Raw genomic sequence first — 25267 nt, forward strand, 5'->3', positions numbered from 1 at the left:
AACAGCGGCGCAAAAGCAGTGTCGGCGCTGTGGCCTGATGCTCAGACGGCGTTTCGTGCCGGCGTGGCGGTTTTGCCGGACTCGCCGGACTCGATGGATTCGATGGATTCGATGGATTCGATGGATTCGATGGATTCGACGGATTCGCCGGCATCACCCGCCGCACCGTTCCAGCCGTTCTCGAACACGCACGCTTCGAGCGGCATCCGTGCGGCCCAGCGCTCTTCCTCGAGCATCGGCTTCGCGTAGAACGCATCGACATGCCCGAGACAGAGCACCGCGATCGGCTTTGCGCCGTCGGGCATCCCGAGCAGCGTGCGCAGCGCGTCGACGTCGAACAGCGATACCCAGCCCATCCCGAGCCCCTCGGCGCGCGCCGCGAGCCACATGTTCTGGATCGCGCACGCGGCGGATGCGAGATCCATCTCCGGCAGCGTGCGGCGGCCGAACACGTGGCGCTCGCGGCCGTCGGTCAGCGCGACGACCAGCAGTTCGCCGCATTCGCGCACGCCTTCGACCTTCAGCCGCATGAATTCGTCCTGGCGCTCGCCGAGCGCGTCGGCGGTCGCGCGGCGTTCGGTCTCGACGAGCGCATGGATGTCCGTGCGCAACGCGGGATCGGTGATGCGGATGAAGCGCCAAGGCTGCATGAAGCCGACGCTCGGCGCATGGTGGGCCGCGCGCAGCAGCCGGGCGAGCACCTCGGGATCGACGGGCGCCGGCGTGAAATGGCGCATGTCGCGCCGCTCGAAGATGGCGCGGTAGACAGCGGCAAGGGCGGGATCGTCGAAACGCATGGGCGGCAGCGGCAGGAATGGCGTCGGCGCAACGATAGCAGACCGCGGGCCGCCGGCGTTACATCAGGCGAAACGAAAGGGCGGATTGATTGCGATCGGGGAACGAACGCGGGCACGCGGCTTTCGCCGCCGCGCCGCTGCGACGTCAGCGATTCGACGCGACGACGTTCTGCGGTGTCCCCGCGTGCCACGCCTCGATGTTGACGAGCGTCGTGTGCGCGATCTCGGCGAGCGCCTCGCGCGTGAAGAACGCCTGATGCGACGTGACGATCACGTTCGGGAACGTCAGGAGCCGCGCGAGCACGTCGTCCTGCAGCGGCTGGTCCGAGTGATCCTCGAAGAAAAGGCCACTTTCCTCTTCGTACACGTCGAGCCCGAGGTGGCCGAGCTGGCCGCTCTTCAGCGCATCGATCAGCGCCGGCGCGTCGACGAGCGCGCCGCGGCCGGTGTTGATCAGCATCGCGCCGTGCTTCATCTGCGCCAGCGTGCGCGCGTTGATCAGGTGATGCGTCGACGGCAGCAGCGGACAGTGCAGGCTCACGATGTCGGCGTGGCGCAGCAGCTCGTCGAGCCCGACGTAGCGGGCGCCGAACGCGATCAGCTCGTCGTTGTACGGCGGCACCGAGTGCGTCAGCACGTGCATCCCAATGCCCATCATGATCTTCGCGAACACGCTGCCGATGATGCCCGTGCCGATCACGCCGACGGTCTTGCCGTGCAGGTCGAAGCCGAGCAGGCCGTTCAGCGAGAAGTCGCCTTCGCGGGTGCGCGCGACGGCGCGCGGCAGCCGCCGGTTGAGCGCGAGGATCAGCGCGACCGCGTGCTCGGCGACCGCATGCGGCGAATACGCGGGCACACGCACGACCGTGATGCCGAGCCGTTCTGCGGCGGCGAGGTCGACGTGGTTGAAGCCCGCCGAGCGCAGCGCGATGAGCCGCGTGCCGCCGTCCGCGAGCCGTTCGAGCACCGCCGCATCGACGGTGTCGTTGACGAACGGGCAGACGACGTCGTAGCCGTGCGCGAGGATCGCGGTTTCGGCGTCGAGGTGCGACGGCTGGAAGTGCAGCCGGTAGCCGAACTGCCGGTTCGCGGCGGTAAACGACTCGTCGTCGTACTGGCGACTGCTGAACAGGATCACGCGCACGCTGGACCTCCGGAGGGTGACGCGCGCAGTTTACTGCAGACCGGTGACGATGTCGGGGCGGTCGGGCGCACGCGACTCGTGCAGGAACGCATAGCCGGCGCGCGTGCGGGCCGCCTGCGTGCCGAAATGGTCGAGCGCGTGCTCGACGAAGCTGCGGGTGCGCGCGGGCACGAACTGGCGGTTCGGATAGACGAGCGACAGCTGCGCGTCCGGGTCGTCGATCCGGTAGCCGGGCAGGAGCCGCACGAGCGCGCCGCTGTCGAGCGCGCCGGCGGCGAGGTCTTCCGGCAGCACGGCGATGCCGGAGCCCGCGACGGCCGCCGCCTGGACGAGCGACAGCTGGTTGACCGTGCAGACGGGGCGCACCGTGACCGCATGCGTCGCGTCGTCCGGCCCGAGCAGCCGCCACGCGGGCGCGTGCTGGTGCTGCGCGAGCGCGACCCAGTCGTGGCGTGGCAGGTCGTCGGGCGCGCGCGGCTCGCCGCGGCGTTCGAGATACGCGGGCGCCGCGCACGCGACGAGCGTGTTCGGCGCAAGCGCGTGGCCGATCAGCGCCGGGTTGCCGTCGAGCCGGTTGCCGGTAACGATGCCGACGTCGTAGCCCGACTCGAGCACGTCGAGCGGGCCTTCGGCGACCGTGAGCTGCACGCGCACTTGCGGATAGCGGCGCTGGAAGCCGGTGACGAGCGGCGTCAGCGCGAGCGGCGACAGCAGGCCGGACGCGACGACGCGCAGCGTGCCGACCGGTTCGCGCACCGCGTGCGTGACCGACGCTTCGAGGTGGTCGAATTCTTCGAGCAGCGCGCGGCATCCGTCGAGATAGCGCACCCCGGCCTCGGTCAGCGACAGGTTGCGCGTCGTGCGGTGGATCAGCCGCGTATTCAGATGGCCCTCCAGCATCGCGATCGAGCGTGTGACGAGCGCGTTCGACACGCCGAGTTGATGCGCTGCACGCCGGAAGCTCTGCTGCTCGGCGACGCAGACGAATACACGCATGGTCTGAATCTGGTTCATGGCTTGTGTATTTTTGGCCCGGTTGATTGATTATGGTTGTGATTTCCTGTTGCGCAAGACGCAATAAGCGACGCGCCACGCCCATTTCACACCCGTTTCGCCATCGTGTCGAAAATGGGGTTTCGATTACCTTGGCGATTGTTCATGACGGCGGCGATATCCGTCAACCTCAGAAAAAGGGCGGGTTGCGAAAAATCGATTGTGGGCGTATTCGCGGTGGTGACAGATCACGACGGATGTGACAGTGGAATGCGTATCGCGTTTTTCGAGGCATGTAGAGTGAATGAATAAAATGCGCTTATGAATCAATGAATTGATGGTGGGTGGGGCGCGTGTTGTCGGCGAGTTTCGGAATGCGGTGTCAATGCCGGCTGCTTTAGCGGATTTTTATGGATGACTGGCGGATTCGCGTGTCAATTCGCCTGCGCCGATTTTCGGGGCGCGCGGTTTTCCGTGACGTCATGGAGCCGATGTTCAATGGGAGCGGTTCGTGAATCGCGTCCGTGTGGCGGAGAAAATCGCAGGCATGGAACCGTTTCGCAGCGGATTCGGATATGGCGCGCTAATGCGCGGGAGAATCGGGCGGCACCCACGCGCAGCCGCGGCGGCGGCGCGTGGCGTTCGATTGGGTCGCGCGTGCCTCTTGCGCAATGCAGCGGAACGCGGAATGATCGATCAATTCGCCACGATGCGCGGCGAGCGAGCGTTTTCCTTCCTTCACCGAATTTCTGCCATGTCCATCGATTATTCGCCGATTCCCTGTCCCGTCGTCGTGCCGCTCGACGCGATCCTGCCCGAAGAACCGCTGCTGATGATGGGGGCCGGTCCGGTCCCGATCCCGGCCGCCGTCGCGAAGGCGAACACGATCGTGATCAACCACCTCGGCGCAACGATGTCGAAGGTCATCGAGCAGGTGAAGGAGATGGCGCGCTATGTGTTCCAGACCCGCACGAAGTGGGTGCTCGGCGTGGCGGGCCCGGGTTCGGCGGCGATGGAAATGGCGATGTCGAACCTTGCGTGGCGCGGCACGCGCGTGCTGTCGATCCGCAACGGCTTCTTCAGCGCGCGGATGGCCGAGATGGCGACGCGCGTCGGCGCTGACGTCGCGGTGCTGGAAGTGCCCGACCGCGCGGTCGCGAGCCTCGACGAGATTGCCGATGCGATCGCGCGCGAGCGTCCCGAGATCGTCACGATCGTGCATGGCGAGACGTCCAACACCGTATGGAACCGCGACCTGCGCGACATCGCCGCGCTCGCGAAGGCGGCGGGCGCGCTCGTCGTCGTCGACGCGGTGTGCACGCTGTCGACGATGCCGCTCGAGATGGACGCGTGGGGGATCGACGCGGTGATCACCGGCGGGCAGAAGGGCCTGTCGTCGATTCCGGGCGTGTCGCTGATCGCGTTCTCCGACGCCGCATGGGAACGGATGAAGAACCGCCCCGAGCCGAACGCGCACTGGTGTCTCGACATGGCGCTCGCCGAGAACTTCTGGCACAACGCCGGCTATCACTACACGGCGCCCGTGTCGGGCGTGCTCGCGCTGCACGAGGCGCTGCGGCTCGTCTGCGCGGAGACGCTCGAAAGCCGCTTCGCGCGGCACCTGCGCTGCTCGCTTGCGCTGCAGGCGGGCGTCGAGGCGATGGGGCTCAAGCTCTATGCGCCGAAGTCGTGCCGGCTCAATTCGGTAGTCGGGATCGAGACGCCGCAGGGCCTCACGCCGGGCATGATCTGCGGCCATATCTCCAAGCAGTACCAGGTCGAGATCTCAGGCTCGTTCGGCCTGCCGATCGTGCGGATCGGCCAGATGGGCGAGCAGTGCCGCGAGCACAACCTGTTCCGCACGCTGCACGCGTTCGGCCGCACGATGGTCGACCTGAAGGTGCCGGTGGACCTGCCGGCCGGCGTCGCCGCGCTCGAGCAGGAACTGTCGCGGCGCGGAGAGTAAGCGGCTAAGCGGCTAAGCGGCAAGCGGCAAGCGGCAAGCGGCAAGCGGCAAGCGGCAAGCGGCAAGCGGCAAGCGGCAAGCGGCAAACGGCGGGGTGGCCACCGCGTGTCATGCTGCGGCCCGCTTGGGACAAAAGGCATGCACACGCCCGCGTCTGCGGGGACGCCGGCCTCAGCGGCCCTGCATCGCGCGCCGGTACGTATTCGGCGTCGTGCCGTGCGCTTCGCGGAAGCGATGGCTGAAATGGCCGGCGTTCGCATACCCGCATGCGGCGGCGACCTGCGCGAGCGGCAGCGGCGTCGTGCGCAGCAGCAGGCGCGCGCGGGCCAGCCGCTGCTCGGCGATCCACGCGTGCGGCGCGCGGCCGAACGACAGGCGGAACATCCGCGCGAAGTGGTATTCGGACAGCGCGGCGACGTCGGCCAGTTCGCCGAGCGTCAGCGGCTGCGTCAGGTGGGCGTCGATATAGTCGCGCACGCGGCGGCGCACGGCGGGCGCGAGGCCGCCTTTGAACGGCGTGTCGGTGCGCATCGTGCTCTGCCCGCGCAGCAGCAGGCTCAGCACGTCGTGCGCGGTCTCGTTCGTTCGCAGCCGGCCGTCGGCATCGTCCCAGCGCTCCAGCGCGAGCGAGCGGAGCAGCGACGCGACCTGCGCATCCTCGAAATAGGTACGGTCGGCGAGCTTCAGCTCGCGCGGCTCGCGGTCGAGCTCGCGAATCGCGCGTTGCGTGAAGTGCTCGGGCAGGAAGTACAGGTGGACGAAGTGCATCTCGCCGCGCACCCACCAGCGCGATTCGTGATCGCCCGGCAGCGCGCACAGCAGGCTCGGCGCGCCGTAGCGCGGCACCTTCTGCCGCTCGGTCCGGTAACCGCCGTCGAGGTAGCACGACAGCGTGTGGTGGCCGGGCTGCTCGTAGACCGTCTCGGCTTCTTCGGTGATCCGCGTCCATTCGGCGATCGCGAGATGGTCGCCGAGCCATGCGAAGCGCTCGAGCGTCGCATTCGCCACGGCCAGCGTGCGGCATACCGACTGCAGGCCGAACGGCATCTCGCCGCCGGCAACGGCGATCGCGTCGGCGGCAGCGGCAGTGGCGGCTGACGCTGGCGACGCGGCGGGCAGGGCGGAAGGCAGGATGCGCATGATGGCCGAGTATAAGCGCACCGATCGCGGCCTGCGCCGCTCGCCGCAAAAGACCGCAATTCCGGACAATCGGCACGCGCCGCGCGCCGGCATAGTCGGACGTCCTGCGTGCGTGCACGCACATTCGTTCCGGCGCTGTCATTGCGCGCCTTCATTCCGGCCTACGTTTCATGAACCTGTCGCTCTACATCGTCACCGTCCTGATCTGGGGCACCACCTGGATCGCCATCAAGTGGCAGCTCGGCAGCGTGCCGCCGCCCGTGTCGATCGCGTGGCGTTTCTGGCTCGCGGCGGCCGTCATGTTCGTCGTGCTGCGCGCGATGCGCCGGCCGATCCGGCCACCGCGCGAAGCGTGGCGCTACCTCGCCGCGCAGGGCTTCGCGCTGTTCTGCCTGAATTTCCTGTGCTTCTACTACGCGGAACGGGTCGTGCCGAGCGGGCTCGTCGCGGTGATCTTCTCGACCGCGCCACTTCTCAACTCGATCAACGGCCGCTTGTTCATGGGCCGCCCGCTACGACCGTCCGCGGTCGCGGGCGCGCTGCTCGGCCTGGCCGGCATCGCGTGCCTGTTCTGGCAGCAAATGGCGGGCCATCTCGACGACCACGCGACGTGGGTCGGCCTCGCGATCGCATTCGCCGGCACGATGTGCTTCTCGGCGGGCAACCTGCTGTCGAGCCGCATGCAGTCGATGGGGCTTCATCCGCTCGCGACCAACGGCTGGGCGATGCTGATCGGCGCGACGATCCTGACCGTCGGCAGTGCCGCGGCGGGGCTGCCGTTCGCGATCGACCCGAGTCCGCGCTATGTCGGCGCGCTCGTGTACCTCGCGGTGCCCGGCTCGGTGATCGGGTTCACCGCGTACCTGACCCTCGTCGGCCGCATCGGGCCGGAACGCGCCGCTTATTGCACGGTGCTGTTTCCGATCGTCGCGCTGGCCGTGTCGACGGTGTTCGAGGGCTACCAGTGGTCGCCGCTCGCAGTGGTGGGACTGCTGCTGGTGCTGGCCGGCAATCTCGTCGCGTTCGACCTGACGCGGCGGCTGTTCCTGCGGACGGCCTGACCGTTTCCCGCTCAGGCCTGAAAAGACAAAACCCCACGTTCCGAAAAAACGTGGGGTTCGTCAGACATCCGGGCCGCCCGCGCACTGCGGGCGTTTTTTTGTTGCGGGAGCCGCCGGACCGGCCGCCATTCGCCGGCCGGCATGTGCGCCGGGAGTCGCCCGCTCAGGCGGCCGCGCCGCTCCCGGCGACGCGGGTCTGCCGCTGGTAAAGCAGCACCGACAGCGCGACGCCGGCCGCCGACGCAACGGCCGCGAACAGGAACACCTGCGGATAGCCGAATGCGCCGGCGACGTAGCCGGCGAGCGGCCCCGTGATGCCGAGCGACAGGTCGAGGAACACCGAATACGCGGACAGCGCCGCGCCGCGGCTCGCGGGCGGCACGAGCGCGACCGCCTCGACGCCGAGCGCGGGGAAGATCAGCGCGAAGCCGAAGCCGGTCAGCGCCGCGCCGACCAGCGCGACGTGCGGCAGCGGCGCGAGCCACAGCAGCAGCAGCCCCGAGCATTCGAACGCGAACGACACGATCGCGACGCGGAAGCCGCCGTAGGTCTTGATCGTATTCGCGAACAGCAGGCGCGCGCCGATGAACAGCGTGCCGAACACGGTCAGCGACAGCGCGGCGTTCGGCCAGTGGCGCGCGGCGTAGTACAGCGTGACGAACGTCGCGATCGAGCCGAAGCCGGCCGAGCCGAGTGCGAGGCCGAGGCCGTGCGGCAGCACGCGCGTAAACACGCTCGCATACGACATCCGCTCGCCGTGCACGACCGGCACCGGCGAAATCAGGCGCGCGAGGTAGTAGCCGAGCGCCGCGAGCGCGATCACGATCACGCCGATCAGCGCGGGGTTCAGCGTATGCGCGATCGCGACGCCGATCGGCGCGCCGAGCGCGAGCGCGCCGTAGGTCGCGATGCCGTTCCACGAGATCACCTTCGCGTTGTGCGCGATGCCGACGCGGCCGATTCCCCACAGGATCGCGCCGGTGCCGCACAGGCTTTCGCCGACACCCAGCACGAGCCGGCTCGCGACCAGCAGCACGAGGCTCGCGGCGGGCCAGTGCGCGAGCAGCAGCGCGACGAGCAGCAGCACGCCCGACACGCCGCAGGCGATCAGCCCGCGCACCACGGTCTGCTTCGGGCCGAGCGAATCGGCGAAGCGCCCGGCGAGCGGCCGCGACGCGAGCGTCGCGAAATACTGCACGCTGATCGCCGCGCCCGCGATGATCGCGGAGAAGCCGAGGTCGTCATGGACGAAGCTCGGCAGCACCGCGAGCGGCAGGCCGATCGTCAGGTAGCAGATGAACGTGAAGCAGACGACGGAGATGATCTGCAGCGTGACGGCAAACCCGCTGCGCGGCGTTGAGGCGGAATCGGTAGACATGGGGTCGGAACGAATGGGCGAACAGGGCGGAAGGCGGCCGAAAACGGAATCGGGATTTTCCCATGGAACCGGTTTTCCCGCAGGTACCATTTAGTTAATCCGGACCTGTTTCCGCCGATGGCGATCCCGCCCCGGCAGAGGTTCAGGACGATCGGCGGGACATGCTTTCCCGGCGCGAACGGGGTCCCGGCGCCATATCGCCGCAGTTATATGGGCCGCATGCGTGATGGGCTATGGGTTGCGGAATTTGACGGTGATAGCGTTCAAACTGTCAGAGAAGACGACGGTCTGCCGCATCGGCGCGGACCGTGTTGCCCAACTTGAAGAGCGTTAAGAGACATGAGTGAGCCGATCCGTTTCTATCATCGTCATGCGATCCGCGAAGTCGGCGGCGCGGACGTCACCCGCACCGTGCTGCAATACCTGCGCGAGGACGCGCATTGCACCGGCACCAAGGAAGGCTGCGCGGAAGGCGACTGCGGCGCATGCACGGTCGTCGTCGGCGAGCTGACCGACGCGGGCACGGTCGCGTTCAAGGCCGTCAACGCATGCATCCAGTTCCTGCCGACGCTCGACGGCAAGGCGCTCCTGACCGTCGAGGACCTGCGCCAGCCGGACGGCTCGCTGCACCCCGTGCAGCAGGCGATGGTCGACTGCCACGGCTCGCAGTGCGGGTTCTGCACGCCCGGCTTCGTGATGTCGATGTGGGCGCTGTACGAGAAGCACGGCCATGAGGGTTGCACCGGCGCAGTCGCCTGCGCCGCGAAGGACGTGCCGACGCGCACCGAGATCGCGGACGCGCTGACCGGCAACCTGTGCCGCTGCACGGGCTACCGCCCGATCGTCGATGCTGCAGTACAGATGTTTGACGCGGCCGGCGAAGGTGCGCCGCCGCCGTCCGCGCCGGTCGACACGGCCGCGCTCGCGCGCACGCTCGCGTCGCTGAAGCGCGACGGCACGTTCGACTACGAGATCGGCGGCGCGCGCTTCGCGGCGCCGCGCACGCTCGACGCGCTTGCCGCGCTGAAGATCGAGCGCCCCGACGCGCGGATCCTCGCGGGCAGCACCGACATCGGCCTGTGGGTCACGAAGCAGATGCGCCGGCTCGACGACCTGATCTACGTCGGCCAGGTCGCAGAGCTGCAGCGCATCGTGCACGGAGAAGACTGGATCGAGATCGGCGCGGGCGTGACCGTCGAGGACGGCTACGCGGCGCTCGCCGGCACCTATCCGGAGCTGACCGAGATGTGGAAGCGCTTCGCGTCGCTGCCGATCCGCAACGCGGGCACGCTCGGCGGCAACGTCGCGAACGGCTCGCCGATCGGCGACTCGATGCCGGGGCTCATCGCGCTCGGCGCGCGGGTGGTGCTGCGCGGCGGCGACGTCGTCCGCGAGCTGCCGCTCGAGGCGCTCTACACGGGCTACCAGCAGAAGGACATGGCGCCGCACGAATTCGTCGTCGGCGTGAAGGTGCCGACCCGCAGCGGCGTGCGCGCGAAGCTGCAGTTCCGCACGTACAAGCTGTCGAAGCGCTTCGATTCGGACATCTCGGCCGTGTGCGCGGCGTTCGCGTTCATCGCGGACGGCGACACGATCCGCGAGCCGCGCATCGCGTTCGGCGGGATGGCCGCGACGCCGAAGCGCGCGACGCACACGGAAAGCGTGCTGGACGGCGCGCCGTGGCACGAGGCCACCGCGCAGGCTGCGATGCAGGCGCTCGAGCGCGACTACCAGCCGCTCACCGACATGCGCGCGACGAGCGCCTATCGTCTCGAGACCGCGAAGAACCTGATGTACCGTTTCTGGCTGGAAACGCGTCCGAACGATCCGCTGCCGCCGCAAGCATTGAGCGTGCGCGAAGTGGCCGCCGAATCGGCACGCGCCTGAGGGAGAACACACGATGAACAAGCAAGCCGAACCGTTCCTGAACACCCTCGACGCGCAGGCCGACGCCGCGCAGGTCCATATTTCGCGTCCGCACGAATCCGCGCACCTGCACGTGAGCGGGCGTGCGACCTATACCGACGACATCCCGCTCGTCGCGGGCACGCTGCATGCGGCGCTCGGCCTGTCGACGAAGCCGCATGCGAGGATCGTGTCGATGAACTTCGACGCGGTGCGCGCGACGCCTGGCGTCGTCGCGGTGTTCACGGCCGACGACATCCCGGGCGTCAACGACTGCGGCCCGATCATCCACGACGACCCGGTGCTCGCGAGCGGCATCGTGCAGTTCGTCGGCCAGCCGATGTTCATCGTCGTCGCGACGTCGCACGAAACCGCGCGCCTCGCCGCGCGCCGCGCGAAGGTCGACTACGAGGAGCTGCCCGCGATCCTGACCGCGAAGGACGCGCGCAAGGCCGAAACCTATGTGATCCCGCCGCTGAAGCTCGCGCGCGGCGACGCGGCCGCGCACCTCGCCGCTGCACCGCACCGCCACGAGAGCGAGATGAATCTCGGCGGCCAGGAGCAGTTCTATCTCGAAGGCCAGATCGCGTACGCGGTGCCGAAGGACGACGACGGCATGCACGTGTACTGCTCGACGCAGCACCCGAGCGAGATGCAGCACCTCGTCGCGCACGTGCTCGGCGTCGCGTCGCACAACGTGCTCGTCGAATGCCGCCGGATGGGTGGCGGCTTCGGCGGCAAGGAATCGCAGTCGGGGCTGTTCGCGTGCTGCGCGGCGCTTGCCGCATGGAAGCTGCTGTGTCCGGTGAAGCTGCGTCCGGACCGCGACGACGACATGATGATCACCGGCAAGCGGCACGATTTCGCGTACCGCTTCGACGTCGGCTACGACGACGACGGCCGCATCGACGGCGTGTCGCTCGACATGACGTCGCGCTGCGGCTTCTCGGCCGACCTGTCGGGCCCGGTGATGACGCGCGCCGTCTGCCACTTCGACAACGCGTACTGGCTGCCGAACGTGTCGATCGCCGGCTACTGCGGGAAGACCAACACGCAGTCGAACACCGCGTTCCGCGGCTTCGGCGGCCCGCAGGGCGCGTTCGCGATCGAGTACATCGTCGACGACATCGCGCGCACGCTCGGCCGCGATCCGCTCGACGTCCGCTACGCGAACCTGTACGGCAAGACCGAGCGCAACGTGACGCCGTACGGCCAGACGGTCGAGGACAACGTGCTGCCCGAGCTGCTCGCCGAACTCGAGGCGACGAGCGACTATCGCGCGCGGCGCGCGGGCGTGCGCGAGTTCAACGCGCGCAATGCGGTGCTGAAGAAGGGCATTGCGCTGACGCCGGTGAAATTCGGCATCGCGTTCAACGTCACGCACTTCAACCAGGCGGGCGCGCTCGTCCACATCTATACCGACGGCTCGGTGCTCGTGAACCACGGCGGCACGGAGATGGGGCAGGGGCTCAACACGAAGGTCGCGCAGGTGGTCGCGCACGAGCTCGGGATCCGCTTCGAGCGGATCCGCGTGACGGCGACCGACACGAGCAAGGTCGCGAACACGTCGGCGACGGCCGCGTCGACCGGCTCGGACCTGAACGGCAAGGCCGCGCAGGATGCCGCGCGGCAGCTGCGCGAACGGCTCGCGGCGTTCGCTGCGAGCCAGTACGGCGGCGACACGGTCAACGCGGCGGACGTGCGGTTCGGCAACGATACCGTGTGGGTCGGCGACAAGGGCGTGCCGTTCGGCGAGGTGATCGCGAAGGCGTATCTCGCACGCGTGCAGCTGTGGTCCGACGGCTTCTACGCGACGCCGAAGCTGTACTGGGACCAGTCGAAGCTGCAGGGGCGGCCGTTCTTCTACTACTCGTACGGCGCGGCCGTGTCGGAAGTCGTGATCGACACGCTGACGGGCGAGATGCGCACGCTGCGCGTCGACGCGCTGCACGACGTCGGCGCATCGCTGAACCCGGCGCTCGACATCGGCCAGGTCGAGGGCGCGTTCATCCAGGGGATGGGCTGGCTCACGACCGAGGAGCTGTGGTGGAACGCGGGCGGCAAGCTGATGACGCATGCGCCGTCCACGTACAAGATCCCGACCGTCAACGACACGCCGCCCGAGTTCAGCGTGCGGCTGTTCGAGAACCGCAACGTCGAGGACAGCATCCACCGGTCGAAGGCCGTCGGCGAACCGCCGCTGTTGCTGCCGTTCTCGGTGTTCTTCGCGGTGCGCGACGCGGTCGCGGCGGTCGGCGACTATCGCGTGAATCCGCCGCTCGACGCGCCGGCGACCGGCGAGGCGATCCTGCGCGCGGTGCAGGCCGTGCGCGCGGCGCGGGCAGGCTGACATGAACGGCGCACCGCGCTCCGCTTGTCCGCTGCCCGTCGACGGGCAGCGTCCCGACATGGCGCTTCCCCGCGGAACCGGCCGGCGCAATCGCGCGACCGGTGCACCCGTGCCGATGCACATCGTGCTGTTCGGCGCGGGGCACGTCGGCCATGCACTCGTCACGCTGCTCGGCGCGCTGCCGTGCGTCGTGCAGTGGGTCGACACGCGCGACGAGCTGTTCCCGGACGAATGCCCGCCGAACGTGCAGCCGGAGCCGACCGACACGCCGGAGGCGATCGTCGACGAAGCGCCGCCGGGCGCGTACTTCCTCGTGATGACGCACAACCACGCGCTCGATTTCTCGTTGGCGGAGCGGATCATGCGGCGGCGCGATTTCGCGTACTTCGGGATGATCGGCTCGCGCACGAAGCGCGTGAAGTTCGAACGCAGGCTCGTCGCGCGCGGCGTCGACCCGGCGCGGATGTGCGACATGGTGTGCCCGATCGGTGTCGCGGGCATCGTCGACAAGGCGCCCGGATCGATCGCGGTCGCGGTCTGCGCGGAGCTGCTGCAGTCGCGCGCGGGCGTGCCCGTTGCCGAGGTGAAGGCCGCTGCGTCGGGCCGCTTGCCGGACGACGTGTCCTGCGCGCGGTGAGCGCGCGTCGCGTCGTGGCGCGACCCGACGCCATCTTCCGCTTTTGCTTACACTGACGGATCGCGCGGCACGGGGCCGCGCTTTTCCGTCTGGTGACCATGTCCGATTCCCAGGTCTTTATCGACGTACTCGATGCGAGCCTCGTCACGATCGAGCGTTGGCTGTCCGGCGCCGACACCACGCCTGCCGCGCTCGACGCGCTGATCGCGCCGTTCGCTCCCGGCTTCACGATGATCGGAACCAACGGCCACGCGTTCGACCGCGACGGCACGCGCGAACTGTTCACGAAGCTCGCCGGCGCGAAGCCGGGGCTGCGCATCACGTTGTCGGAGATCCGCGTGCTCGCGTCGGACGACCGGCACGCGGTGGTCACGTATCTCGAAGCGCAGCACGCGGCAACCGGCGAACTGCCCGCACGGCGCGCGACCGCGGTGTTCGAGCGCGACACGGCGGGCGAGGTGCGCTGGACGCATCTTCAGGAAACGTTCTGCACCGCCTGAGCGGAACCCCCCGTGCGCCCCGGGGCGCACGAACGGCGTGGGTGGCGCTGAGTCGCCACGCCACGCAACTTTCATCGAAACTGCACACGGAACAGGGCGCGCGAATGGCGAATCGCGAATCGCGCGGCGCAGGCGCGCGTCAGCGCTTGCGCGCGCCGCGCGCGGCGGTCAGCTCGCCCGATACGCTTTGCATCAGCGCGCGCAGCCACGCGATGTCGGTGGGGCGATCGGGCTGCGGATGCGTGAGCAGGTAGCTGCGGATGCGCGGAAACGGCACCGGCGGCGCGACGACGACGAGCGGCAGCATCTGCGCGTAGTGCATCGCGAAGCGCCTTGTCGTCGTGAAGATCAGGTCCGACTGCAGCAGCACCTGCGGCACGAGGCCGAAATACGGCAGCGTCGTGACGATCCGCCGCGCGAGGCCCGCGCGCGCGAGGCCGATCTCGATCGCATTGCGCTTGTCGCCCGTGTACGGCGTCGGCGCGAGATGCGCGGCGTTCGCATACGCGTCGCGCGTCAGCGGCGCGCGCGCGAGCGGATGCGAATCGCGCATCAGGCAGACGATCGTGTCGGAGAACAGGTCGTCGCGCGCGAAGCGCGGGTCGGGTTTCGGCCAGTTGCCGATCACGAGATCGAGCGCGCCGGATTCGAGCGCGTCCGCGTGATCGAGCGCCGGATTCAGCGAATCGATCTCGAGGTGCGCGTGCGGCGCCGCGTCGCGAAAACGCGCGATCAGCGTCGGCATGAAGAAGTCGTTCAGGTAGTCCGGCGCGGCGACGCGGAACGTGCGGCGCGCGGACTCGGGCGCAAACTCGCCATGCGGCGTCGCGATGAAGTCGACCTCGCGCAGCGCGCGCTGCGCGGCGTCGAGCAGCGACGCGCCGTATTCGGTCGGCACCATCCCCGACTTGCCGCGCACGAGGATCGGGTCGTTCAGCGTCTCGCGCAGCTTGCGCAGCGCGGTGCTGATCGCGGGCTGCGTCTGGCTGAGGCGCAGCGCGGCCTGCGTGACGCTGCGCTCGAGCAGCAGCGTGCGCAGCACGCGCACGAGCCAGATGTCGAGCGAGGCGGTACGGTCGTCTTCTTCCATTGCGGGGGGTGATTCGGGCGAAACGTAACCTTACCGCAGCCGCGCTTGCCCGTGCGTAATGGCCGGTATCAGACGCTCAGGCGCGGCCCTTCGGCAGCGTGCTGATGCGCTTCACCTCCCGCGATTCGAGCCAGGTCGGCGTGCGCGCGCAGTACAGCACCATCGGCAGCGCGTCCTCGCCCCAGAACAGCTGCTTGTTCATCCAGAACGTCGGCACGCCGAACACGTCGAGCGCAATCGCGTCGGCGTTATTGCGTTGCAGCTGCGCGACCGTTTCCTCGAACTCGATCAGCTGGTCGCCGTGCCCGACGCCGACCCGTTCGCACAGCGCGGCGAAGCCGTCCGGCGTCGACGGATCGTTGCCGTCGCGCCAGATGAAGCGAAAGATCTCGCGCACCGTCGTGAGGTCGGCGCGCAGCGCGATCGCGAGCCGCAGCGCCTTGTCGGAGTCGAACGGATGCGCGGGCGGCATCTTGAAGCGGATCCCGAGCTGCTCCGCGCGAAACAGCGCATGGCGGTACGTGAAGATGCGCTTGCCGGGCACTTCCGAGCCCGGGCGCTGGCCCCAGTAGCGCTGCAGGTCGGCGAGCGACACCGGGACCGGCTCGAACGGCACGTCCGGCCAGCGTTCGACCTGTTCGAGCAGCAGATAGGAGAACGGCGAGACGAAATCGAAGAACCAGGCGGGCTGGGTGGTGTCGAGGCCGGTGGTCATGGGGTTCTCCTGGGTATAGGGGGCCGGCCATCCGGCGAACCTGGAGCCGGCGATCCGGGGGCCGGTCATCCGGCGGCACGCGGTCCTGCACGGCCAGCGATCCGGCGGCCGGCCATCCGGCGCGGGCGCCCGAACGGCGGCCTCCATGTTACGCGGCGGCGCACCGATGCAGCAATGATCGCGGATCGTCCGCTCAGGCGGAACCGGGGGTCGCCCGGGGGGGCGCCCCGTCGCCGCCGGCCGACGGCACGGGCTCGTGTGCGGCGCCGTGCAGCGCGTCGTGATCGTGCGCAGTCAGTCGTTCGCGCACGAAGCCGATGTGCTCGCGTAGCACGTAGAACTGCCCCGCGTACGCGAGCGGCATCTTCATCCGGTTCACCGCTTCCTCGATGTCGTCGAGCCGGTCGAGCAGCTCGACGCGTTCCTCGGCCGTATGCTCGCCGAGCGCGCTGCGCTCGAGCGCGATCAGCGCGCCGTACCAGCGGTAGATCCGCGAGCGTACGCGCCAGCCGTACAGCGCCGGCACGACCCGCAGCCCGGGAATCAGCACGACGATCAGCGGCACGACGATCACGAGCATCCGGTCGACGAGGCTTGCGACCCAGAACGGCAGCCGCCTGTACAGGAAGGTCTTGCCCGACTTGTAGTAGCGCGCCGCATCGTCGGACAGCGGGAAGCTGCGCGTGATCGGCGACGGGAATTCGCCCGCGTGCTGCAGGATCGTCGCATGGCCGTGCACTTCGCGCGCGGCCTCGATCAGCAGGTCCGACAGCGCCGGATGCAGCGTGTCGCGCGCGACCAGCTCGATCGTCGGCGCGACCGTATGGATGTCCGCGGGCGGCAGGTTCCGGCCGAGGTCGTAGACGCCCTCGGGCAGCGTGATCGCGGTCAGGTACGGGAAGCGGCGCGCGTACGCCTCGGCCTGCGTGAACGAGTACAAGTGCACGCCCGGCGCGCGGAACAGCTTCGACATCACCGGGATCTGCGTCGAGTCGCCGGACAGGAACGCCGCGTCGATCTTGCCGTCGAGCAGCGCGGCCCCGGCCTCCTCGCCGGACGTCGGCAGCAGTTCGGTCGTCCCGCCGGGCTCGATGCCGTTCATCTTCAGCAGCGCGAGGCTCAGTTCGCGCGCGCCGCTGCCTTCCGCGCCGAGCGCGAGCCGCTTGCCCTTGAAGTCCGACAGGCGCGCGACGATCGGGCCGCGGTACATGATCGCGAGCGGCACGTAGCCGATGCTGCCGAGCGCGACGAGGTGCTCGTCGCGCCCCTTCGGGCCGATGCCGCTCTGCACGAAGCCGACGTCGACCGGCGCGTTCGGGTTGGACAGCCGCTCGAGGTTCTGCGCCGAGCCCTCGGACGACTCGACGTCGAGCGTGACGCCGTTCTTCGCGAGGATCGCCTTGTACTTTTCCGCGGCGTTCCAGTAGGTGCTGCCGGGCGGCCCGGCCGAGATCACGAGCGTGGACGGCGGCGCGGGCTGGATCATCTTGATCGCGAGCCAGACGGCAGCGACCGCGAGCAGCACGGTCGGGCCGACCGACAGCGCGAGGTCGCGCCACGACACCGCGACGAAGCGGGCGAGGATGCGGGGCGGCCGGCGGGGGCGCAGGATGGGCTTCATAAGCGGTCGACGGATGATGCAGGTATCGCGCATCGGCGGCCCCGGGGCACGGACGATGCGCATTCGCGGCGATGGTAACCGGTTTCGCGGTGCGTGCGCGAAACCGGGTTCCCGTTGGGTTCCCGGCTCGGCGCCATCGCCGCGGCGGCGGGGCGGTGCGCCGCATCAAAAACTTTGCGCTTCCGCGGGCGCTGGATTACATTGTGCGACGCAGCTGCGCCCGATTCGCGCGACCCGGCACGCCATCAGACCGGGCGCGTTCGGCCGGCGGCTGCCCGGCCGGGCCGGCCCGCATTGCGCGTGCGCCGGCTGCCTGTCCGTCTCGCCTCTCTCGCATCGCCGTGGAAATCACCGGCTGTCCTGCCGCGTTCGCGCGCGCAGTCCGGCTGCCTTTGGGGGTATCCGGCCGCACTGTGCGCGGCCGTTGCGAATCATAAGGAGATAGCATGAAGTCGATCGTGTTGAGAGCGTTGGGCGTGGCCGCGGTGGCGGTGTGTCTGTCCGGCAGCGTGTACGCGCAGTCGAGCGAGCCGGCGGCGTCCGAAGCGCCGGCCGCCGCGACGAGCGCATCGAAGGCCGCCGCCAAGACGGCGAAGAAGGCGAACCGCAAGCTTGGCTATGCGGTGCGCAAGGCGATCTCGAAGGAAAACGGCGTCGACGTGTCGAAAGTCGTCGTGCGCTCGAAGGGCGGCGCGATCACGCTCGAGGGCACGGTGCCGGACCAGGCCCAGATCGACAAGGCCGAAGCGGCTGCGAAGACCGTTCCGGGCGTGACTTCCGTCAGCAACAAGCTGAAAGTCCAGCAGCAATGACGTCCGGGCGGCGCAGGCGCGCCGCCCGCGCTCGCATCCGCGCGGGCCTCGGCATGCCGGGGCCCGTGCTCGCTTTGAAAGTCCGACACACATAACGAGAGAGAGGGCGGCGATGACGAGGCTCAGGTGGGGCAGGCGGGTTCTGTGGGGTGCGGCGCTGGCTGCCGCGGTGGCGGTGCTCGGCGCCTGCAACGGCGACGACACGGCGGAAAGCAACCAGTTGCCCGGGTTCGTCGCGGGCAGCGTGCGGACGACGGCCTATGACGGCGCGAGTGACGACCTGCTGACGGCCGGCCTCGGCAAGACGGGCCTCGCGGGCGCGACGCCGCCCGGCTTCGCGAATCCGGCGCGGCCGACGTCGGCCGAGCTGCGCCGTTTGGCGATCTGGTCGAACTACCGCGCGCTCGTCGACATGTCCGCAGGCGGCGGCTACGGCCGCTTCTGGGGGCCGAACGTCGACCTCGACGGCAACGACACGCTCGGCGAAGGCAAGATCGCCGGCACCGAATACCTTGCTTACTCGGACGACGGCAGCGGCCGCAAGAACGTCACGCTGCTCGTGCAGGTGCCGGCCAGCTTCGATCCCGCGCAGCCATGCATCGTCACCGCGACGTCGTCCGGCTCGCGCGGCGTGTACGGTGCGATCTCGGCCGCCGGCGAATGGGGCCTCAAGCGCGGCTGCGCGGTCGCCTACAATGACAAGGGCGGCGGCAACGGCGCACACGAGCTCGGCTCGGATACCGTCACGCTGATCGACGGCACGCTCGCGAACGCGGTGCTCGCCGGCAACGCGAGCCTCTTCACCGCGAACGCGACGAGCAGCGAGCTGACCGCGTTCAACGCGCAATTCCCGAACCGCTATGGGTTCAAGCATGCGCATTCGCAGCAGAATCCCGAGCAGGACTGGGGGCACGTGACGCTGCAGGCGGTCGAGTTCGCGTACTGGGCGCTCAACGAGCAGTTCGGACCGCTGATCGACGGCACGCGTCACGGCGTGCGCTACCGGCCCGGCGACATCACGACGATCGCCGCGTCGGTCAGCAACGGCGGCGGCGCGTCGCTCGCGGCGGCCGAGCAGGACACACGCAACTGGATTACCGCGGTCGTCGTCGGCGAGCCGCAGATCAACGTGCGGCTCGCGCCGAACGCCGTCGTGCGGCAGGGCGGCGCGCCGGTGCCGTCGTTCGGGCGGCCGCTCGCCGATTACGCGACGCTCGCGAACCTGCTGCAGCCGTGCGCGGCGGCGTCGGCCGCGCTGGCGGGCGCGCCGTACCTGAGCGCGCTGCCGCCGGCCGTCACGCAGTCGATCCGCGCGCAGCGCTGTGCGACGCTCGCCGCGGCCGGGCTCGTCGCGGGCGCCGACCTGCAGAGCCAGGCCGCCGACGCGCTCGCGCAACTGCACACAGCCGGCTATCTGGCCGACTCCGACCTGCTGCAGGCGCCGATGTGGGATTCGCAGGCGATCCCGGCGATCGCGGTGACCTATGCGAACGCGTACACGCGCTCGCGCGTCGTCGACAACCTGTGCAACTTCAGTTTCGCGACGACGAACGCGGCCACCGGCGCGGTCGCGCCGCCGGCCACGTCGCCGATGCCGAACGTGTTCGGCGCGGGCAACGGCGTGCCGCCGACCGACGGCATCAATCTCGTGTTCAACACGGGCGCCGCGACCGGCGTCGATCACCGCCTTGCGACGCCCGACGCGAGCTTCGCGGGCGCGGTGTGCCTGCGCCAGCTGTGGACGAACGGGATGCTGGGCATGCCCGCGAACGTCGAGGCGGTGCGCGTGAACGCGAACCTGCAGGGCAAGCCCGCGATCATCGTGCAAGGCCGCAGCGATGCGCTCGTGCCGGTCAACCACGCGTCGCGCGCGTACGTCGCGCAGAACAGCATCAGCGAAGGCAGCCGCAGCCAGCTCGCGTTCTACGAGGTGACGAACGGCCAGCACTTCGATGCGTTCCTGCCGGTCGCCGGATTCGATACGCGCTTCGTGCCGGTCCACTACTACGACCTGCAGGCGCTGAACCTGATGTGGCGGCACCTGAAGAACGGCACGCCGCTGCCGCCGTCGCAGGTGATCCGCACGGTGCCGCGTGGCGGCACGCCGGGTGCGGCGCCGGCGCTGACGGGCGCGAACCTGCCGGCGATCTCGGCTGCGCCGGGCGGCAATGCGATCACCGTGAACGCCGGGGCGATCGACGTGCCGCAATAAGCGCGGCATCGCAACGCATTGCACGCCGAAAAGCCGGACGCCAGCGTCCGGCTTTTTTATTTGCCGTGGCCCGTCCGGAATCGGTCCCAGATTCCGTTAGTGTCGAATGGCCAGCTCCGTAACAAATTATTACTTTACGGCCGATAACCCGGAACTTATTATGCGCCGGTATTTTCACTTAATTTAATAAATTACATAGAGAGAATATTTCTTTCCGTTCTGTTAACCAATCCTTTCGATTTTATTAATTCGGCTAAAGGCTGGAATTGATCGCCGTTCGGCGATTAATCAGCGCCATGCCGAAGGGGGAGGTTCGTCGTCTCGATGCGAAGCAGCCTTGCCAGGGCTGGCTTTGCGGGGAATGCTTTTGCCGTCGATTTGCATGCGATCGCGGATGGCCCGGAATCGTATTTGATTTTTGAATTGCCGTTTTCAATGGAATTGATTCCATTGTGCAGTTTCTGAATATCGGGTGGGGTAAATCATGCCGGTCGGTCAATGCTGAGCCGGTAAAAAACTCGGAGCGCGTCGCATAACGAATGCGCTCCCGGTGCGGAACGCCGGATGCAATCATCCTTTGCGTCCGGCGACATTTATCGTTCTGTTTGAGAGGCAATAATGACGACACTGAAGTCCTTGAAAGACGGTTTCGCGCTATTCGGAACGACACTGAGCGGGCCGCTCGTCGCGGCGACGGCCGTCACCGCGCTGCTCGTCACGGGCTGCGGCGGCGACGACGGCTCGAGCCCGGCGGCGTCGGCTGCCGCCGCCACGGCCGCGAACGCAAACGCGACGGCCTCCGCCGGCGGATCGGCCAGCAACGCGTCGACTGCCACGCAGCCGGACCAGCCGTTCGTCGATACCGACGTGTACGGCACCGGCCCCAACGACGCGGTCACGGACGCCACCGAAGGCGCCGCGGTCGTGCACCGGCAGGTCACGATCGGCGGCAAGGTCGTCAACTACACGGCGACCGCCGGCCACCTGACGACGATCGATCCGGTGACGTCGCAGCCGAACGCGAAGATGTTCTACGTCGCGTACACACAGGACAATCCCGATCCGTCGAAGCCGCGCCCGGTCACGTTCTTCTACAACGGCGGCCCCGGCTCGTCATCGGTCTACCTGCTGCTCGGCTCGTTCGGGCCGAAGCGGCTGCAGTCGTCGTTCCCGAACTTCACGCCGCCCGCGCCGTACAAGCTGCTCGACAACCCGGACAGCCTGCTCGACCGCTCCGACCTCGTCTTCATCAACCCGGTCGGCACCGGCTATTCGGCGGCGATCGCCCCGGCGAAGAACAAGGACTTCTGGGGCGTCGACCAGGACGCGCGCTCGATCGACCGCTTCATCCAGCGCTACCTGACCAAGTACTCGCGCTGGAACTCGCCGAAGTTCCTGTTCGGCGAGTCGTACGGCACGGCGCGCAGCGCGGTGGTGTCGTGGGTGCTGCATGAGGACGGCGTCGAGCTGAACGGGATCACGCTGCAGTCGTCGATCCTCGACTACTCGAACGCACTGTCCGCGATCGGCACGTTCCCGACGCTCGCGGCCGACGCGTTCTACTGGAAGAAGACGACGGTCAACCCGACGCCGGCCGACCTCGACAGCTACATGGTCCAGGCGCGCAACTACGCGGACAACGTGCTCGCGCCGCTCGCGCAGGCGCCGAACCCGCAGGACGGCGGCTTCGTCAACGTGCGGCTGAACCTGAACCTGCAGACCGCGCAGCAGATGGGTTCGTACCTCGGCACCGATCCGGTCTCGCTGATCCAGACCTTCGGCAACCCGGCCGCGCTCGGCAACGTGCCGTCGTCGAACAACAACCCGCCGTACACGTTCTTCCTGACGCTCGTACCTGGCATCCAGATCGGCCAGTATGACGGCCGTGCGAACTACACGGGCCAGGGCATCGCGCCGTTCATCCTGCCGAACTCGGGCGGCAACGATCCGTCGATCAACAACATCGGCGGCGCGTACACGGTGCTGTGGAACAGCTACTTGAACACCGACCTGAAGTACACGTCGCTGTCGTCGTTCGTCGACCTGAACGACCAGGTGTTCAACAACTGGGACTTCAGCCATACCGACCCGACCGGTGCGAACAAGGGCGGCGGCAATACGCTGTACACGGCCGGCGACCTCGCGTCGACGATGAGCCTGAACCCGGATCTGAAGGTGCTGTCCGCGAACGGCTATTTCGACGCGGTGACGCCGTTCCACCAGACCGAGCTGACGCTGCAGCAGATGCCGCTCGATCCGACGCTCAAGGCGCAGAACCTGACGATGAAGTTCTACCCGTCGGGCCACATGATTTACCTGAACGACCCGTCGCGGACCGCGTTGAAGGGTGACCTCGGCAACTTCTACGACGGCATCCTCGCGAACCGCTCGGCACTGCAGCGCGTGCTGAAGCTGCAGATGCGCGCGCAGCAGCTCCGTCAGCAGAAGCTGCAACAGCAGGGGCAGTAAGCGCGGGCGGCGCGTGCGCCGCCTGACGTGACGTAACAAGGCGCCGCACTGGGCGTATTGATGGCGGTGCTGTAGTTCTGCAAGGTGCCCCGTGAGTCATGGACTTCCGGGGCATCGTCTTGTCCGAAGGTCTTTCTGCCATGGACCGACTCGTCGGCCCCGGAAGCCTCCGGTGACGGCATCGCAAAATCCTCAAAACAGGGATAAATAGCCCTCTATTGAGGATTTGTCAGGAAATCCCCATAATGAGGACGATTATCCCCATATCGAGGATTCGCGATGAGTCTCGCCGACTTTCTCTTCACGCCGGGCTTGCAGCGCGTGCTTGGCGCCACGCTGCTGCAGCCTGACCGCAGTTTTACGCTCCAGGAACTGCTGCGCCTGGCGAACAGTGGGCGCGGAAGCGCGCAAAAGCAGGTGGACCGGCTGGTCGAGGCCGGTGTACTTAAGGAAGACGCACGACGAGGCCGGCAACGGAGCATCCGGGCGAATACGGAATTCATCCTCTATCCGGAATTGGTGAGCATCGCGCGCAAGTCATTTGCCGTTGTGGAGCCGCTGAAGGAAGCCCTGGCGCCTTTTGCGGACCACATCACCTCAGCGTTCGTGTTTGGATCGGTGGCCAAGGGCACCGATAGCGGCCGTAGCGACATCGACCTGATTGTCGTCGGGAACGCCCCTCTCCTCGAGCTATCTGAAGCCCTGCACATGGCCGAGCAAGGTCTGCTGCGCCCCGTCAACTTCTCTTTGTACGAGCCTGCCGAATGGGCAGCTCTGGTAACCGCTGACCCCGTTATGGCCCAGATTGCCCAAGGTCCCACGCTGAGGATACTGTGATGCCGCGCCCAACTGAATACGAAAATCTCATCAAGACGAAAGCCTTTGACGCGGTCGCTCCGACGCCCGGGGCAATCGCGGGCTTCCTGCGTAATGCAGCGGACTATAAGGCCACCGCTGACGGGCTGGACCCCGCCCGACATCTGCAGGTATTTACCTTGGCTTACGAAGGCTACTTCCAGGTGGTTCAGGCCATCCTGGAGTTCTACGAGGTACGTACCAAAGATGCCGGCCGTAACCTGGCGATCCAGCGTGTGTCCACCTCGCTGGGCGTAAATGCCCAGGAATTTGCCTTCATCACGAAGGCCCACGAGCGTCGCAACGGCACGTCTTACGTTTCACCGTTTCCTCCGGTGTCGAAGGCCGAGGCCGCCACCATGCTGAGCATCCTGGCCAAGTACCTGCCCGTTGCGCATACGCTAACCGGTACGCCTAAATTCTGAAGCACACAGGCCCTTCGCTCTCCTGCAAGGCCTACCCACGGTCAGTGTGTTCCGGAGCCAGGAACATACAAGAAAGCGAAGATTCTGCCCTCGTCGTTCAATCAGCCTTGTCCCGCCTGGAAGTTCATCAACACACGAAGTGAGTGGCTCGGTCGCGAGCCGGGCGGCGTTTTTCGCTGGAGGGCGAGTGGGGGCCGTCGGTGCCCAACGCCGCGGAGCGCCGCACCGTTCCGCTTACGCGAGCACGAGCCGTACGCCGACCGCGACGAGCGTCGACGCGAGCAGGTTGCGCAGCAGGCGCTCGGGCGCGCGCGCCGACAGCACGCTGCCGATCACGATGCCGGGCAGCGAGCCGAGCAGCAGCGACAGCAGCATCGACACGTCGACCGAGCCGAGCAGCCAGTGACCCATTCCGGCGATCAGCGTGAGCGGCACCGCATGCGCGATGTCCGAGCCGACGATGCGGGTCGTCGCGAGCGCCGGGTACAGCAGCAGGAGCACGGTGACGCCGATCGCGCCGGCGCCGACTGACGTCATCGACACCAGCACGCCGAGCACGGCGCCCGTCAGCACGGTGGACCACAGCGTGCGCGCGGGGTTCGGCTTCAGCGGATTGCGCGCGGCCAGCGCGGCGAGCTGCGGCCGGAAGATCAGGGCGAGCGACGTGAGGAGCAGTGCGCAGCCGAGCACGAGCTGGATCAGGTGGCCGGCGCCGGGCGACTGCATCCCGTATGTATGCAGCACCCACAGCGTGAGCGCCGACGCGGGCACGCTGCCGGCCGCGAGCCGGCCCGTGATGCGCCAGTCGACCGAGCCCTTGAGCCCGTGCACGAGGGTGCCGGTCGCCTTGGTCGCCGCCGCGTACAGCAGGTCGGTGCCGACTGCCGTCGCCGGGTGGACGCCGAACAGCAGCACGAGGATCGGCGTCATCAGCGAACCGCCGCCAACGCCTGTCAGGCCGACGAGAATGCCGACGAACAGGCCGGACAGGGAGTACAGCAGATCGATATGGGGAAGCGACATCGGAAGCGGGCGGTTATGCGGCGTTCGGCGGCGGCGCGCGGGTCAAAGTCCGACATTGTCGCAAAACTCGCGGGTCGGTGTACGACTGCGTTAAAAATCGGCCGGCCGCTGCGGTGGGACGACCCGTGTGCGGTGGCCGGACAGCCTTGTCGGGCGGGGCTCCGGCGGGGTTGT

The 25267-nt window shown here is 68.1% G+C and carries 21 protein-coding genes; 11 read left to right on the top strand and 10 right to left on the bottom strand.

The window, feature by feature from the left end; all coding sequences use genetic code 11:
• Positions 1 to 41: 41 nt before the first annotated feature.
• The 3 genes from bluB to ACV229_RS25735 form a co-directional block, all read right to left on the bottom strand.
• A complete protein-coding gene (gene bluB, locus ACV229_RS25725) occupies positions 42 to 797 on the bottom strand; it encodes a 5,6-dimethylbenzimidazole synthase (protein ID WP_448085924.1) in 756 nt (251 codons plus the stop codon).
• Positions 798 to 942: 145 nt separating this feature from the next.
• The gene (locus ACV229_RS25730; protein WP_448085925.1) at positions 943 to 1941 is read right to left on the bottom strand and encodes a 2-hydroxyacid dehydrogenase; all 999 of its coding nucleotides are present in this window, start codon (positions 1939 to 1941) and stop codon (positions 943 to 945) included.
• Positions 1942 to 1971: 30 nt separating this feature from the next.
• A complete protein-coding gene (locus tag ACV229_RS25735; RefSeq protein ID WP_448085926.1) occupies positions 1972 to 2955 on the bottom strand; it encodes a LysR family transcriptional regulator in 984 nt (327 codons plus the stop codon).
• A 733-nt stretch (positions 2956 to 3688) separates the two neighbouring features.
• On the opposite strand from ACV229_RS25735, the gene ACV229_RS25740 reads away from it, so the two are divergent.
• The gene (locus tag ACV229_RS25740) at positions 3689 to 4900 is read left to right on the top strand and encodes a pyridoxal-phosphate-dependent aminotransferase family protein (protein ID WP_448085927.1); all 1212 of its coding nucleotides are present in this window, start codon (positions 3689 to 3691) and stop codon (positions 4898 to 4900) included.
• A gap of 171 nt (positions 4901 to 5071) precedes the next feature.
• Here the strand turns inward: ACV229_RS25740 and ACV229_RS25745 are convergent, their stop codons facing one another.
• Entirely contained in the window at positions 5072 to 5947 is an 876-nt protein-coding gene (locus tag ACV229_RS25745) for a helix-turn-helix domain-containing protein (protein ID WP_448086039.1), read from the bottom strand.
• 263 nt (positions 5948 to 6210) lie between these two features.
• On the opposite strand from ACV229_RS25745, the gene ACV229_RS25750 reads away from it, so the two are divergent.
• Positions 6211 to 7101 (top strand): DMT family transporter, encoded by an 891-nt coding sequence (locus tag ACV229_RS25750; RefSeq protein ID WP_448085928.1) that lies wholly within the window; start codon positions 6211 to 6213, stop codon positions 7099 to 7101.
• A 163-nt stretch (positions 7102 to 7264) separates the two neighbouring features.
• Here ACV229_RS25750 and ACV229_RS25755 read toward each other — a convergent pair whose 3' ends face one another.
• Entirely contained in the window at positions 7265 to 8479 is a 1215-nt protein-coding gene (locus ACV229_RS25755) for an MFS transporter (RefSeq protein WP_448085929.1), read from the bottom strand.
• A gap of 339 nt (positions 8480 to 8818) precedes the next feature.
• Here ACV229_RS25755 and xdhA point away from each other — a divergent pair, with 339 nt between their 5' ends.
• The 4 genes from xdhA to ACV229_RS25775 all read left to right on the top strand — a co-directional run bounded on the left by xdhA (position 8819) and on the right by ACV229_RS25775 (position 13871).
• Positions 8819 to 10366, top strand: a complete 1548-nt coding sequence (xdhA, locus tag ACV229_RS25760; protein WP_448085930.1) for a xanthine dehydrogenase small subunit — start codon at positions 8819 to 8821, stop codon at positions 10364 to 10366.
• A gap of 13 nt (positions 10367 to 10379) precedes the next feature.
• The gene (gene xdhB, locus ACV229_RS25765; RefSeq protein WP_448085931.1) at positions 10380 to 12734 is read left to right on the top strand and encodes a xanthine dehydrogenase molybdopterin binding subunit; all 2355 of its coding nucleotides are present in this window, start codon (positions 10380 to 10382) and stop codon (positions 12732 to 12734) included.
• A 1-nt stretch (position 12735) separates the two neighbouring features.
• Positions 12736 to 13371 (top strand): xanthine dehydrogenase accessory protein XdhC, encoded by a 636-nt coding sequence (gene xdhC / locus ACV229_RS25770; RefSeq protein WP_448085932.1) that lies wholly within the window; start codon positions 12736 to 12738, stop codon positions 13369 to 13371.
• A 98-nt stretch (positions 13372 to 13469) separates the two neighbouring features.
• Positions 13470 to 13871, top strand: a complete 402-nt coding sequence (locus ACV229_RS25775; protein ID WP_448085933.1) for a nuclear transport factor 2 family protein — start codon at positions 13470 to 13472, stop codon at positions 13869 to 13871.
• Positions 13872 to 14010: 139 nt separating this feature from the next.
• On the opposite strand, the gene ACV229_RS25780 is transcribed toward ACV229_RS25775, so the two are convergent.
• From ACV229_RS25780 to ACV229_RS25790, 3 genes are all read right to left on the bottom strand, one after another.
• The gene (locus ACV229_RS25780; RefSeq protein ID WP_448085934.1) at positions 14011 to 14961 is read right to left on the bottom strand and encodes a LysR family transcriptional regulator; all 951 of its coding nucleotides are present in this window, start codon (positions 14959 to 14961) and stop codon (positions 14011 to 14013) included.
• A 76-nt stretch (positions 14962 to 15037) separates the two neighbouring features.
• Complete coding sequence (locus ACV229_RS25785) at positions 15038 to 15676, bottom strand: 2-hydroxychromene-2-carboxylate isomerase (protein ID WP_448085935.1); 639 nt, start codon at positions 15674 to 15676, stop codon at positions 15038 to 15040.
• A 193-nt stretch (positions 15677 to 15869) separates the two neighbouring features.
• On the bottom strand, positions 15870 to 17297 hold the full coding sequence (locus tag ACV229_RS25790; RefSeq protein WP_448085936.1) for a TAXI family TRAP transporter solute-binding subunit: 1428 nt from the start codon (positions 17295 to 17297) through the stop codon (positions 15870 to 15872).
• Positions 17298 to 17743: 446 nt separating this feature from the next.
• Here ACV229_RS25790 and ACV229_RS25795 point away from each other — a divergent pair, with 446 nt between their 5' ends.
• Together ACV229_RS25795 and ACV229_RS25800 are read left to right on the top strand one after the other, a co-directional pair.
• Entirely contained in the window at positions 17744 to 18109 is a 366-nt protein-coding gene (locus ACV229_RS25795; protein ID WP_448085937.1) for a BON domain-containing protein, read from the top strand.
• Between the two features lie 112 nt (positions 18110 to 18221).
• On the top strand, positions 18222 to 20321 hold the full coding sequence (locus ACV229_RS25800) for a D-(-)-3-hydroxybutyrate oligomer hydrolase (protein WP_448085938.1): 2100 nt from the start codon (positions 18222 to 18224) through the stop codon (positions 20319 to 20321).
• Between the two features lie 253 nt (positions 20322 to 20574).
• On the opposite strand, the gene ACV229_RS25805 is transcribed toward ACV229_RS25800, so the two are convergent.
• A complete protein-coding gene (locus tag ACV229_RS25805; protein WP_448085939.1) occupies positions 20575 to 20895 on the bottom strand; it encodes a hypothetical protein in 321 nt (106 codons plus the stop codon).
• Positions 20896 to 20939: 44 nt separating this feature from the next.
• On the opposite strand from ACV229_RS25805, the gene ACV229_RS25810 reads away from it, so the two are divergent.
• The 3 genes from ACV229_RS25810 (at position 20940) to ACV229_RS25820 (ending at position 24070) form a co-directional block, all read left to right on the top strand.
• Positions 20940 to 22790 carry a S10 family peptidase gene (locus ACV229_RS25810; RefSeq protein ID WP_448085940.1) on the top strand — a complete coding sequence of 617 codons (1851 nt, stop codon included), beginning with the start codon at positions 20940 to 20942 and terminating at the stop codon, positions 22788 to 22790.
• 279 nt (positions 22791 to 23069) lie between these two features.
• Positions 23070 to 23627 (top strand): nucleotidyltransferase domain-containing protein, encoded by a 558-nt coding sequence (locus ACV229_RS25815; RefSeq protein ID WP_448085941.1) that lies wholly within the window; start codon positions 23070 to 23072, stop codon positions 23625 to 23627.
• Positions 23627 to 24070 carry a hypothetical protein gene (locus tag ACV229_RS25820; protein WP_448085942.1) on the top strand — a complete coding sequence of 148 codons (444 nt, stop codon included), beginning with the start codon at positions 23627 to 23629 and terminating at the stop codon, positions 24068 to 24070. The genes ACV229_RS25815 and ACV229_RS25820 overlap by 1 nt, the downstream gene beginning before the upstream one ends.
• 234 nt (positions 24071 to 24304) lie before the next feature.
• Here the strand turns inward: ACV229_RS25820 and ACV229_RS25825 are convergent, their stop codons facing one another.
• Positions 24305 to 25093, bottom strand: coding sequence for a sulfite exporter TauE/SafE family protein (locus ACV229_RS25825; RefSeq protein WP_448085943.1), 789 nt, complete (start codon positions 25091 to 25093; stop codon positions 24305 to 24307).
• Positions 25094 to 25267: the final 174 nt, after the last annotated feature.

The sequence above is a fragment of the Burkholderia sp. MR1-5-21 genome, from assembly GCF_053427715.1.